Here is an 11591-nt window from a genome sequence, read left to right as displayed (position 1 = left end):
TAGGCATTGCACTAAATATTGCGTTGTAGATTTCGCCACTTATTTTGCTACTGATTTTTTGCTGGCATTGGCTCTAAGGCGTGATATAGCACTGATCCGACTATATAAGATGGCTAATGAGTCAGATAATAGTGAACCCAGATAAATGAACCCGAACAATAATAAATCCAGATAAATGAACTCACATAAATGAATCCTGAACAGAATGCCGCTAAGTGCTCTCCAGAAAGCCAGCCAATGATAACTCATCAGCCGCAGAGCTTTGTACAGCTAGGCTCTCGAATGACCGACTCTCTAGCATCTAGCAAAAACGGCGTGAATGTGGATCTATTTTTTATTCCACTGAGCGATATTTCATTGCCGCAAATATCACTCGCCGAGTCTTGGTTAAGTGAGGATGAACTGGCAAAGGTTGCGCGTTATCGCGATCCCAAGGCGCAAATGAAGGGATTACAGGTCAGGGCAGCGTTGCGGGCCGTGTTATCTCACTATGCAGATTTATCGCCACAGGATTGGTGTTTCGAATATGGCGCTAAGGGTAAACCGAGCTTAACGACGGCATTACGGCAGCAAACTGGGCTTGAGTTTAACCTAAGCCATAGCGGCGATTGGTTATTGATTGGTGTGGCTCAGTTTCATGGCGTTGAGTCTGGTTTATTTGGGGTCGATATTGAAAGATCGCGGCCGAAGACGGATATCTATCCAATCCTAAATCATTATTTTTCTCCCCAAGAAACGTCAGCCTTGCTCGCTCTTGCCGATGAAGCAAGTCAGCGGCAGCGCTTTTTCGATTTATGGGCGTTAAAGGAGTCCTATATCAAGGCCACAGGACTCGGTTTAGCGCAGTCGCTTAAATCTTTCGCCTTTGAACTAAAGCCGTTCGAACAACTGGCAGTCGAATCGCTTGAGCTATCCTGTCAAGATGCCGCATTAAGGCAATCCTGCGGCGTAGCAGAGAGGCTTAATGTTTATCCACATATTTCATTACAAGTCCCGCTACAAATTCCAATACACACACTGGATTTAGCAGACCCTATGCATTGGCAGGCACATTTTGGTCGTTTGACCGAGGAGTATCGCTTTGCCATTAGCCTAGCGCATGCCGGTAACGCCAGTCTTCCTTTAAAGCTAACCGCACAGCTGAGCAGTATAGAGTGCTTACTTGTTGCTGATTAACGACGAAAGTGCGTGTTTTTTCACGCCAGTAAACTCAGATAAACCGCTGAAGTTCGCGATCGCATTTAGCCATGGTTCTTTCTCCGTCTTATCTTGCTATCAACCAGTTTAATTCATCTTCGGTTAAACATTGCTGGGTATAGTCACGCCGATAATATTTTGAATTTGAATGGATTAAATGAGGTTTAGCAATGAAACAGATTAAGTGCATGTTACCGGCTACTATGCTGGTGTTGCTATCTGGTTGTGGTTATTTTGGTGGCGATGAAAAGCAACAATTAGAGCAGGCTTGGTTAGCCCAAGATCCACAATTGCAGCAAGTGGTTGAGCAAATTCGTGCTAATGGCTTAGATGTTGTGGCCCAAAGCGCAGCGGCGGGCACAGTTTCGGCCTGCGTGGCTGAAAAACTGAGCCAAGATCCGCTTGGCAAGTTAGTGAATGTTGAAGGCTCGCTGGTGGAGTCGGCCAAGGTGGCTGAATTACTGGGTGACTTGCAGAAAGTGATGCAGCAAGACATCAGTTTTGATCAGGTAGCGAGTCTGTTACAAAAGGGCGCCGATGCGGCGGCCTATGCTAAAAGCCTTATCGAGCAACAAGGTTTAGATCAAGCCTTACAAAGCCTTAAGCAAATGGCGACCGCGAGCGAGCAATTTGCCCAGCAAGATTTAGGCGCACATTTCCAGCAATTATTACTTGAGTGTAAAACTGTAGCGCCAACGCCAGCCTCTGCTAACTAATGCTGCTTTCTGAACTGACAACATCATCCTGAATCTGCTTGGCATGATGCCAATCCCCCAGTGCTAGAGCCGTTCAAGGCGAATATACGCTAGTTAATCTTTTTCCATAAAAACGCCCTGAATCATCAGGGCGTTGATGTCACTACTTAGCGTTCGGAAGTGGGACGATTTCAAAGTTTTCATCAAATTTTACTAAGGTCGACGCTATCTTACCGAAGGCCGCTTTATCGCCTTCTAGTTTGGCCGTGCCGTTGGCAAGTAAGTCTTTGAGGGTCACTTTGCCGAGTAAAATCCCGGTAATGTAGCGCTTATCAATATAAAGATTGGTGTCGGCCTCCATTGGTTTATCAACCTTAATATTGCTTAAGTTACCGTTGCTTAGCTCGACGTAGAGTGTTTCTTTGGTATCGGGGTTAATCACATTAAGCCTTAACAGTCCAAGTTCAGCAGCCTTGATGCTATCGACTTTTACGGCGAGGAAGTCAAACAGAGTCGAGATCTCCATTTCACCTAAAATATCTGCCGATGCCGATTTGGGTGCGCCGGGTTGGATCCCTGTGCGTAACTCTTGGGCGCCAGTAAGATAAATGTTGCGCCAGCCTGCACCTTCCGCTTGGTAACCCAGTTGTTCATAGGTATCAGCCAGTAATTGTCTTGCCTTTTCGTTATCGGGTTCTGCCATGACCACTTTATTCAGTGCCGTTGCCACGAAACGGTATTCGCCTTGGGCATAGTCGGCTTTAGCATGTTTGAGTACGGCTTTAGCACCGCCCATATACTCGACAAATTTGGCCGCTTCCTCCTTTGTCGGGAGCGGGTTTAAGTTGGCTGGATTCATATCGAAATAGCCTAAATACATGTTGTACACGGCTTTGGCATTATGGCTGTAGGTGCCATGGTAACCATTGGTATACCAAGTATCGCGCACCGCTTTAGGGATAGTGGTTTGAATTGCATCGCCAATATCTTGAATACCTACGCCATTATTGGCTAAACGCAGGGTTTGATTATGCACTAGACCATAGTTATCCCTTTGCATTCTGAGGTAAGCATTGACATCCGCATTGCCAAAGACAGGTGCTGAATGGGCCTCAAAAAGAACCTGCGCATCATCGCCAAAGCGTGTCAGCAATGCATTGATGTCTTTAGACCATTTGATGGCGTCACGGACTTTTGCACCGCGCAAGGTGTAAATGTTGTGCATGCCATGGTAGGTGAGTTCGCCCGTCCATAAGGCCTTCATTGAGGGAATATAGGTGGCCATTTCTGAGGCGGCTTCTGTGCCTGAGGCATCCATAAACACCATTTCTATGCCATCAATGGTGCGTGTTTCCCACTTATCTTTGCTGTTGAGGGTGGTATCGGGTTTCACGTAGGTCACTTCGCCTTTGGACAATCCTTTTGCGAGTGCGGCATCGACAATGCCTTGCTCGTTGCGCTCTAATGTTGCGCCGTATTGATAGGCGGCGCGGCGGCTCATGGCATTACCGGCGAGAACATTTTCGTCGACAATTTCTTTGGTAATATTATTGGAACCATAGACTTTGACCTTAGGGTACATGTCTTTAATGGCGCGGGAGCCGCCAAAATGGTCCGCATGGCTGTGGGAATAAATCATAGCGACCACAGGTAAGTCATTACCCTCAGGCAAGTTTTTTCGGGCAAATTCCAATGATAACTTTGCCGCTTCTTTGGTGAGCAGCACGTCATAAAGGATCCACCCCGTTTTACCGCGGATAAGGGTTAAGTTCGACAAGTCAGTACCGCGAACTTGGTAAATCCCCTCTGTGACCTTGTATAAGCCGTTAGACACCATATTCAACTGGGCTTGGCGATAGAGTGAGGGGTTGACAGTGTCTGGGGTTTTGTCGCCGATAAAGCTAAATTCAGTGCGCAAAATGGCGGCTGTTGGTTCATCGAGTTCGGCGATGAGATTCTTAGAGAACTCTTCAAAGGCTTTTTTATCTGTGTAATTTAGAGTGGCTGCTGTGGCCTTGTTGACCTCAGTAGTTTGCTGGGTCGCAGGCTTTCCCTGATAGTGCAGGCTGATATGTTCATGCTCGTGTTCTGCCGCTGTCGCGCTAAGGGAGAACGTTGCGATAATACTCAATGTGATCAAAGATTTTTGCATAATTTTACCTACAGATAAGAGAGAGTGTGTCGTTGATGGTTTGAGTATAGACAGCTTGTGTATTTAGATAACTCGAGTTAGCTTGGGTTGTAATATTCATATTGTGAATGAGTGCTTTCCCTTATGCCGACACAAAAGCCGTTAGATTTAAACTTATTGCGCGTGTTTATGGTGGTTTACCGTACTCGTTCATTCACGCAAGCGGCTGATGAACTGGATTTAACTCAGTCTTCAGTCAGTAATGCGATCAGTCGATTTAGGGTATGGGTCGGGGAGTCACTGTTCAATCGGGTTGGGAGGGGAATTGAACCGACGGCAGTGGCGCGGGAAATGTACCGTAAGTTTGAGCAGCCGATGGCAGATATTGAAACCGTATTGCTAGGGTTTGAGCATTTTGACCCAAAGTGTAGCCAGCGGCGCTTTTATGTGTATGCCAATGAGTCGGTTATCGAAGCGCTACAAACCGGTGTGCAGGCGTTATTGCAGAATGCGGACATTGAAGTAATTTTCCGTGAATCACCACCTCAGGAGGCTGATTTATATCGCGATATCTTGCTTGAGCGGGTTGCGGTGGCGATAGACATTAAACCCGCGCAGCAAAGTTTGCTCTCGAGCAAGTTACTCTGCACTGAAACCTTAGTGTGTATCGTCAGTCGGCAGCATCCTCGGATTCAAGGCGCCATCACCCATGAGCAGTATTTTGAGGAGAAACATGTTTTTTTGAATATGCGGCGTTTTAATCTTACTGCGGGGGATTTGTTTACCGAAGGCGTGTTGCCAAGGCGCAGGATGTATAGTGAGCAGTCATCTTTATTGAGTATGTTTGCTACCGTAGGCAAAAGTGAGGCGATAGGTATAGCGCCTTTGCGGTACGCCAGTCAGTACGCCGAGATGTTCGGCATCCAAATTTTACCTATGCCACTGAAAACAAGACCCATTGATTTGTATATGGTGTGGAGCAGTAAATACACCCAAAACCCGAGTCATCAATGGCTGCGAAACTTATTGCTCGATGCCAGTGCGAGCACAGTCAATGAAAAAGCTCTGAATCTTGTTAGCAACTAGGGCTAGTGATTCAGAGCTTAGTTTCGGTATGTAACCTTGGTTTTTTCTCAGTTCTAAACCTTAGTTCGTAATCTGATACTCGAACGAACGTTAATTACTGCCTTGCGAGTCTGTGGCTTTCGCCAGGTTGCTCGAAGTCACTGCGATACGGGTTGATATCTAAACCGCCGCGGCGCGTATAGCGGGCGTAAACGGTCAATTTAGTGCAATGACAGAAACGCTTCAAATCGACAAAAATCCGCTCGACACATTGCTCGTGGAACTCGTTATGTTGGCGGAAAGAAATCAAATAGCGCAGCAGTTTCTCGCGATCGATTTTAGGCCCTTGATAACGGATCATTACGCTACCCCAGTCGGGTTGCGAAGTGATCAAACAGTTGGATTTCAGCAGGTTTGAATTAAGCGTTTCCGCAACCGTTTGCTTATCGTCCGTGCTGTTTTCCAAGTAATCAGGATTAAAACTATAATCGCTGACTTCAATATCGAGATCGTCAATACACGTGCCTGGTAACTCGATAATACGCTGAATGCCAAAGCTTTTTGGTTCGATGATTTTAACGCTAATATCACCTTGAGCACATTGGCTTAAGTCTGCGACTAAGGTCTTTTGCAGTGAATCTATGCTATCGAACTTGGTTTGATTAAAGCTATTGAGATACAGTTTGAACGATTTCGACTCAATCAGGTTCAGGCTTTCATAGCTTAAATGAAATTCAGCTATGGCCACCATAGGCTTACCTTTAGCATTTAACCAAGACAGCTCATAACCCGTCCAGATATCGGCACCATGAAACGGTAACGTCCCAGTTAGTGCAATAGCATTACGGTTTAGTGAGCGTGGAACCCCTTGCAGCAGCGACGCATCATACTCGGCTTGATAGTCTGTGGCTTTACCTAAAGTCAGGCCAACAAGCGCTTGCGCATCACTATAGGGATCGTGATTCTGTGTCATCAATACTGTTTCCATGTCAAAATAGGCGCACATTATACCTGAAATTGGATTGTGCTTAAGTGTCTTGTCTGCCCGCACTCGATAAATTTTTGCAAAACTACCATCAAGCTTACCTAACGAGTTTAGGTGAACTACCGCGTTATTACCCACAGGGTGAGCCTTCTGTGTGTATTCAAGGCGAATTTCATGCTGATCTTGATCAAGCCGTTTCTTGGCAGCCGGTGAAACGCGAAGTCGAAGGCAGTTTTGCCAATGTTGAGCATGCGCTTGAGTTGACTTTGTGGCCGGAAATTAATCATTTTTACGGTCTGTATTTTTCTGCGCCGTTATTGTTCGACTCAAAATGGGGCACGGGTGAGTTACTGCAAGTGTGGAATGAGGATGATTTTACCTGCCTGCAGCAAAATCTGATTGGTCATCTGATGATGAAGAAAAAGCTCAAGCAGCCATCGACGTGGTTCATTGGCCTATTAGATGAGGGCGATAAAATGCTCACCATCAACAACAGTGATGGCAGCGTGTGGATTGAAATCCCTGGTGAAGTGCAATCAGAGCAATTGGCCTCGAGTTTGACTGCGTTTATCGAAGCAATATCGCCACGGATAGCACCGCCCGTTAAACATGAAGAACTGCCGATGCCCGCATTAGAACATCCTGGGATTTTTGCCAGCTTTAAACGTATGTGGCAAAACCTCTTCGGTAAACGCTAGTTGGCGGGAGCTTGACGCTATCTTGCGGCGAGCTCTCAGCCTTCTACCACGTTTAGCCAGAGTGTGAATGCTCTACCACACTGAGTTTGAGCGTGAACGCTCAACCTAAGCATGGCTTATCTTAGGTTGAGGTCTTTGGCGGGATAAAATGATGTTACTGATGATCCCAAGACAGATTCGATACTATGCGGCAAGGCTCGCAGCGAAAGTGGAACATATCCAATAAAGGTTCATCGAGTTTCCAATCATGGCTGCCACAACGTGGGCAAGGTCGCGCTTTTTCTGAGGCTAAATCTTGACCACCGACGCGGTATAAGTAGTAATAAGTCGGGATTTTCGTGAGATATTCGATACGGCCGCGCAAATCCCAACCTCTACGAAATAAATCACTGTCTGGACTCGATACTTCCTCGAGTGCGGCAAATTCTGCTTTGGTGGCCGCCGCCATTTGTAACTCGTCACAGGCTTGCCATTCGCTCTGCCAACGGATAATGCGTTTGTGATCGCCATTAAAGGTTGCTGGAAGTCGATATAAGGGAATCGGCAGTAGATTATCGCCGCTGCGCAGGGGCGAGCACATGTGTACAAAGCTGGTATACAGCAGTTGCCAGCTCGGTGTGTCGGTATTGCTGACCTCAGAATTAATGTCCTGACCGATAAACTTTTCCCGCGGCGCGAGTAGCTTAGCGTCGGTTAACTCTGCTAAGGCTTTTTTGACCCAAGGGCTGTGATATTTATGCGCTAAACTGCTTTTCTCTGGCATCAGTAAACGCACTCTAAACTCACCGTCATTAAAGGCGACCGCAAATTCTCGCCCTAAGATTTGGCCGTTAGCTCGATAGGCTTCGAGGAGCTGATTAATGGCTTTTTCGGCGGCAGATATAGTGGTGTCGGCGAAGCATTCAAAACGCAGTTCAGTGACAAACATTAAGCGGTTTTTCCTTGGGATTCTAATAGGTTGATGCGTTGTTTAAGTTCAAGCAGTTCGTTTTTTAATTGCATTATTTCTGCTTTTTGCTGCTCAGCATGACGTTCAAAATGTGTCTGTTGTATCTGCAGACGCTTGGCAAGCAGTGCAAGCGTCAAGGTATCGTTAGTTGCAGCGGCTTCGGTTGTCGGGCTGATGGCTTGCAACTCGGCTAAACGCTCGCGATCCGCCTTAGGCATAGATTTAAATTGCTGTAGGCCTTGGATCAATATAGGTAAAGGTAGGCTGCTACCTAAACGGGTTTTAATTAAGGCAAGGCTCGGTACTTTACCGCAGGCTTCGAGTGAACGCGCAGCCGCTAATACTTGGTCAAGTGGACTCATAATTAGCAAAATTCCTTAATTTGTTGAATGATTTAAACTAATCCCAAAAGGTCGTGTAAGTTTTTTCATTTAAAAACAGTGTGTTGTCATTTGGCATCTATTTTGCTTATTGTCCTGCCTAAATCGTTTTTTTAAGCAAAAATAATAATTACACAGGATGTCACATGATTAACCATAAATTGAATAACAAACTTATCGCCATCACGTTTTTAGGGCTTGCAAGCTTAGGTCTTAGCGGCTGTGTGGTCAATGTCGGTGATGGCGAATCGGGTTGGGATAGCAGCGAATCATGGGAGAAAGTGCAGGATAAAAACCGCACTAACTTAACCAAACTGAGCTTAGGCATGCCTAAAGACCAAGTGATGATCTTAATGGGCACCGCTGATTTTAGTGAAGCCTATATTCAACAAAGTGCTCAACAAGGTGAAGCCAATAATGAAGTCTTAGTGTTGTTTTATCGTACCCAGCGCAATAATGGAGATGGAAAAACCACTAAGGACGAATGCACACCTATCGTGCTGAGCAACAATGCCTTAGTGGGTTGGGGTGAAACGGCTTACAGCAAAATTTAACCCCGCGCGTTTTGTTTTATAATTTACGTAGCTGAGTATCAAGTTGCTCAATGGGCTCAGTCCATTGAGCATCCGCTTCTAGGCCTTCGATGATAAAGCTCTTTTGAGCAGGGGTCCAAAAGGGCGCTTGGCTTAGATGGATGTGATGGTCGATATCATGGGTTGCAATAAATTGCGCTATGGCTTCATCGCTACTGTCTAAACCGAGTTGCTCGAATAAGTGGCTTAAGTCTACTGGCGTAGTATCCATCATTATTTCCTTTTCAGTATAGTGCCTTCGTTTAGAGTAAACGCCTGATTGAAAAATGCAATCTATGATTAAAATTTGCACTTTTCTGTTTCCTTGGTAAATTGATTGTTACTCATAAAAGTGTGAGCTAAGTCAAGGAATACTAATAATGGATAATGAGACCTTGGAAGACTGCCGTGCAGTCTATTTGACCGCGGAAGACTTACGCATTGCCGCTTCTATCCTCTACAACGCTTACCATGATGACCCTTTTTTTGTCGATTCACTTTTTACCTCAGATAAAGCCGCTTACGAGCAAAAACTGCGCGCCGCGATCCGCGAAGAACTCAATACGTTATGGCAACAAAAACAAGCACTCATAGGTTTGTTCGACCATGACAGACTGGTTGGTTTAGCCTGTGTGGTAACGCAAGAAGTGCCTTTGGGAGAAGGGCGTTACTGGCATTGGCGCTTAAAAATGTTGTTAGGTACGGGCTGGCAATCGACCCAAGCTTTGATGAAAAAAGAGTCCAGTATTGTCGAACTCTTACCCAGTAAGCACTGCGGTATTTTGCAGTTTATCGCCCTTGCACCGAACGAGCAGCATAAAGGACTCGGACATAAGTTAGTGCAAGCGGTAGTGAGTTGGTGTGATGAACAGCCGGATTTGGATGGCATTGGTGTGTTTGTCGCTCAGGAGAGTCATCTGCAATTATTTACCCAGCATGACTTTGTCTCTTTAGGCGAGCTCAATATCGGCAGTGTCCATGGTCAGTTATTATTCTATTCGGTTCAACAAGATGACTCACTCTTATAAACGGTTCGCCGATTTTTATCCTTTCTATTTATCCCAACACCAGCACCCAACTTGCCGGCAATTACACTTTGTTGGCAGTTGCTTAGTCCTGCTGCTGATTGGCATTGCCTTGGTTTCACAAGCCTGGTGGCTATGTTGGTTTATTCCGGTCGTTGGCTACGGTTTTGCGTGGGTGGGACACTTAGTATTCGAGAAGAATCGACCCGCGACATTTCAGTATCCCTTTTACAGTTTGATGGCAGATTGGGTGATGTTTGCTCAGATGATCCGCGGCATTTTTAAGCGTTAAAAAAGCCGCCCGAGTGAGATGCCCATACCCGTGTGAGAGATCGCTTACAAACGCTGTAGGACATAATGTTTTCTTTTTGATTGTTTTTTGTTCTTATTGGTTTAATTTTTAATTAAATCATTAGTTTGTATTTATCTTTCTCCTGTTCGGTCGTAATTTCTTTTGTAGTCCGTTCTTTGAGCCGAACAAAAAAGTCATGGTTAACGTAGAATTCACTCATGGCCAAAGCAAATGGATAGCAAGGAAAGCGAAACAGGCCAAAGGGACGCAAGAAGCAACGAATTAAGATTTCATGGTTGAAATCGCTGACGGTAGGAAAACTGTCATTCGCCTAGGATAGGCTAAGGAAAAGCAGGATTGCTTTTCAAGGATGATTAGAGACAGTGAGTCGTATCGTCAGGATGATGAATTTCAGGAAGAATACAGGACACGCTTAAGGATTAAGCATGAACTCGAGACAGGATGTGTCGAGACAAGGATAAAGTATAAGGGTGAACAGCTTGTACTACTCTATGGAAGACAAATTTTTGCAGGATGCAATAGGAAGAAGTCATAGGAAGTGACAGGCTCTGTAAAATGGATTTACAGGTCAAAGGACTGAGTGTTATCTCACGCAAGTTTGATACACAGGGACGAAAAGGAATTACAGGGACGACGCAGGAAGCAAGCAGACGCATGGATGGTGCAGGGAGCACAAATCGAGCAGGACGGCTTACAAAGGATAAATGGGGCGCACTTTAGTTGCGCCCTTTTCTTTGGTTCATTTTCAGCATTAATCTCGCTTTGCCAAGCTATAAAGCTATTCACATGGACTTTAGCTTAACTCTGCTTAAAGACTTATCACCGTAAAGCATGTTTACCAGTCTACTCCTCTTATTGCCCGATGATTTACTCTCTGTATTGACTGTGTTTTGGTCATGCACGAATGCTTGTCGAACTTTGAGCGATAGCGGTTTATGCATAAGTCCTTCAGGGGAGAACATCTAGCGCTTTGCTTACTTTTGATTCGAATTGCCATCCTCCGTGTAAGAGATCTCTCACAAGTATGTAAGTAATTTGTAAGTTAAAGGGGTGGTTATGTCTTGGCTTTGGTTATTATTTTTATTTATATCAGCCGGTTAGTCTATTTTTCATCTGTTAAGCTCACTTTTTTCGTTAACATTTTAAATAATCCGCAATGAGTACTTTTGTTGGTTGGCGTAGAATTCATCTTGTAGAAGGAATTACGGGCAACAGGATGTTGGCGATCAGGATGATCGAACAGTGACTAAGGAATGTGACTTAAGGAATGATAGGGATATAGGCCTTTCAGGATGAAAGATAGCCAATACCAAGGAAGGGAGACTATCAAGGATTGATAGACTCATTGCATAGGATGGCAATGGCACAGGGAGTGCAATTGAATGGATGCAATACCCGTTTCATGGATGATGATGGAACCGCTCAGGAAAGAGCAAGCTTGGGACTGGATGACCAAGAGATAGGGAAGTACATGAGTACAAGGACCTCAAGGATTGAGCAGGGATGAAGCAGGACGCAGATTGACGCATGGATGGTGCAGGGAGCACAAAAATAGCGGGATAGCTTAACAGAGAATAGGAG

12 protein-coding genes are annotated in these 11591 nt (G+C 45.3%); 7 read left to right on the top strand and 5 right to left on the bottom strand.

Annotated elements, in window-relative coordinates:
• The first annotated feature begins 282 nt into the window (after window positions 1-282).
• Window positions 283-1176, top strand: coding sequence for a 4'-phosphopantetheinyl transferase family protein (locus tag NE536_RS06410; protein WP_261272168.1), 894 nt, complete (start codon window positions 283-285; stop codon window positions 1174-1176).
• A gap of 191 nt (window positions 1177-1367) precedes the next feature.
• Entirely contained in the window at window positions 1368-1913 is a 546-nt protein-coding gene (locus NE536_RS06405; RefSeq protein ID WP_261272167.1) for a hypothetical protein, read from the top strand.
• A gap of 142 nt (window positions 1914-2055) precedes the next feature.
• Here NE536_RS06405 and NE536_RS06400 read toward each other — a convergent pair whose 3' ends face one another.
• Window positions 2056-4044, bottom strand: coding sequence for an alkyl/aryl-sulfatase (locus NE536_RS06400; RefSeq protein ID WP_261272166.1), 1989 nt, complete (start codon window positions 4042-4044; stop codon window positions 2056-2058).
• Between the two features lie 123 nt (window positions 4045-4167).
• Between NE536_RS06400 and NE536_RS06395 the strand changes: the two genes are divergently transcribed.
• On the top strand, window positions 4168-5109 hold the full coding sequence (locus NE536_RS06395; protein ID WP_261272165.1) for a LysR family transcriptional regulator: 942 nt from the start codon (window positions 4168-4170) through the stop codon (window positions 5107-5109).
• 94 nt (window positions 5110-5203) lie between these two features.
• Here the strand turns inward: NE536_RS06395 and queF are convergent, their stop codons facing one another.
• A complete protein-coding gene (queF, locus tag NE536_RS06390) occupies window positions 5204-6061 on the bottom strand; it encodes an NADPH-dependent 7-cyano-7-deazaguanine reductase QueF (protein WP_006080957.1) in 858 nt (285 codons plus the stop codon).
• 59 nt (window positions 6062-6120) lie between these two features.
• Here queF and syd point away from each other — a divergent pair, with 59 nt between their 5' ends.
• The gene (gene syd, locus NE536_RS06385; RefSeq protein WP_261272164.1) at window positions 6121-6771 is read left to right on the top strand and encodes a SecY-interacting protein; all 651 of its coding nucleotides are present in this window, start codon (window positions 6121-6123) and stop codon (window positions 6769-6771) included.
• 154 nt (window positions 6772-6925) lie between these two features.
• On the opposite strand, the gene NE536_RS06380 is transcribed toward syd, so the two are convergent.
• Together NE536_RS06380 and NE536_RS06375 are read right to left on the bottom strand one after the other, a co-directional pair.
• Window positions 6926-7699 carry a Zn-ribbon-containing protein gene (locus NE536_RS06380; RefSeq protein ID WP_261272163.1) on the bottom strand — a complete coding sequence of 258 codons (774 nt, stop codon included), beginning with the start codon at window positions 7697-7699 and terminating at the stop codon, window positions 6926-6928.
• Window positions 7699-8082: a hypothetical protein gene (locus NE536_RS06375; protein WP_261272162.1), complete on the bottom strand. Its 384-nt coding sequence runs from the start codon at window positions 8080-8082 to the stop codon at window positions 7699-7701. The genes NE536_RS06380 and NE536_RS06375 overlap by 1 nt, the downstream gene beginning before the upstream one ends.
• 164 nt (window positions 8083-8246) lie before the next feature.
• On the opposite strand from NE536_RS06375, the gene NE536_RS06370 reads away from it, so the two are divergent.
• A complete protein-coding gene (locus NE536_RS06370) occupies window positions 8247-8654 on the top strand; it encodes a DUF3192 domain-containing protein (RefSeq protein ID WP_261272161.1) in 408 nt (135 codons plus the stop codon).
• Between the two features lie 16 nt (window positions 8655-8670).
• Here the strand turns inward: NE536_RS06370 and NE536_RS06365 are convergent, their stop codons facing one another.
• On the bottom strand, window positions 8671-8904 hold the full coding sequence (locus tag NE536_RS06365) for a DUF2789 domain-containing protein (RefSeq protein ID WP_106650007.1): 234 nt from the start codon (window positions 8902-8904) through the stop codon (window positions 8671-8673).
• A 148-nt stretch (window positions 8905-9052) separates the two neighbouring features.
• Here NE536_RS06365 and NE536_RS06360 point away from each other — a divergent pair, with 148 nt between their 5' ends.
• Both NE536_RS06360 and NE536_RS06355 read left to right on the top strand, forming a co-directional pair.
• A complete protein-coding gene (locus NE536_RS06360; protein WP_012588138.1) occupies window positions 9053-9700 on the top strand; it encodes a GNAT family N-acetyltransferase in 648 nt (215 codons plus the stop codon).
• Window positions 9684-9989 (top strand): Mpo1-like protein, encoded by a 306-nt coding sequence (locus NE536_RS06355; protein WP_220592463.1) that lies wholly within the window; start codon window positions 9684-9686, stop codon window positions 9987-9989. The genes NE536_RS06360 and NE536_RS06355 overlap by 17 nt, the downstream gene beginning before the upstream one ends.
• Window positions 9990-11591: the final 1602 nt, after the last annotated feature.

Origin of the sequence: Shewanella septentrionalis (genome assembly GCF_025370265.1) — a bacterium.
Taxonomy (GTDB): domain Bacteria; phylum Pseudomonadota; class Gammaproteobacteria; order Enterobacterales; family Shewanellaceae; genus Shewanella; species Shewanella hafniensis.
The sequence above is the reverse complement of the archived record's forward strand: the minus strand, read 5'-3'. Positions and strand labels throughout refer to the sequence as shown.

What these genes read in the sequence shown, in the direction of transcription:
- NE536_RS06410 (WP_261272168.1), top strand. Translation starts at nt 283, where the DNA reads ATGACCGACTCTCTAGCATCTAGCAAAAACGGCGTGAATGTGGATCTA.
- NE536_RS06375 (WP_261272162.1), bottom strand. Translation starts at nt 8,082, where the DNA reads ATGAGTCCACTTGACCAAGTATTAGCGGCTGCGCGTTCACTCGAAGCC.
- NE536_RS06405 (WP_261272167.1), top strand. Translation starts at nt 1,368, where the DNA reads ATGAAACAGATTAAGTGCATGTTACCGGCTACTATGCTGGTGTTGCTA.
- NE536_RS06400 (WP_261272166.1), bottom strand. Translation starts at nt 4,044, where the DNA reads ATGCAAAAATCTTTGATCACATTGAGTATTATCGCAACGTTCTCCCTT.
- NE536_RS06395 (WP_261272165.1), top strand. Translation starts at nt 4,168, where the DNA reads ATGCCGACACAAAAGCCGTTAGATTTAAACTTATTGCGCGTGTTTATG.
- NE536_RS06380 (WP_261272163.1), bottom strand. Translation starts at nt 7,699, where the DNA reads ATGTTTGTCACTGAACTGCGTTTTGAATGCTTCGCCGACACCACTATA.
- queF (WP_006080957.1), bottom strand. Translation starts at nt 6,061, where the DNA reads ATGACACAGAATCACGATCCCTATAGTGATGCGCAAGCGCTTGTTGGC.
- NE536_RS06360 (WP_012588138.1), top strand. Translation starts at nt 9,053, where the DNA reads ATGGATAATGAGACCTTGGAAGACTGCCGTGCAGTCTATTTGACCGCG.
- NE536_RS06370 (WP_261272161.1), top strand. Translation starts at nt 8,247, where the DNA reads ATGATTAACCATAAATTGAATAACAAACTTATCGCCATCACGTTTTTA.
- NE536_RS06365 (WP_106650007.1), bottom strand. Translation starts at nt 8,904, where the DNA reads ATGGATACTACGCCAGTAGACTTAAGCCACTTATTCGAGCAACTCGGT.
- NE536_RS06355 (WP_220592463.1), top strand. Translation starts at nt 9,684, where the DNA reads ATGACTCACTCTTATAAACGGTTCGCCGATTTTTATCCTTTCTATTTA.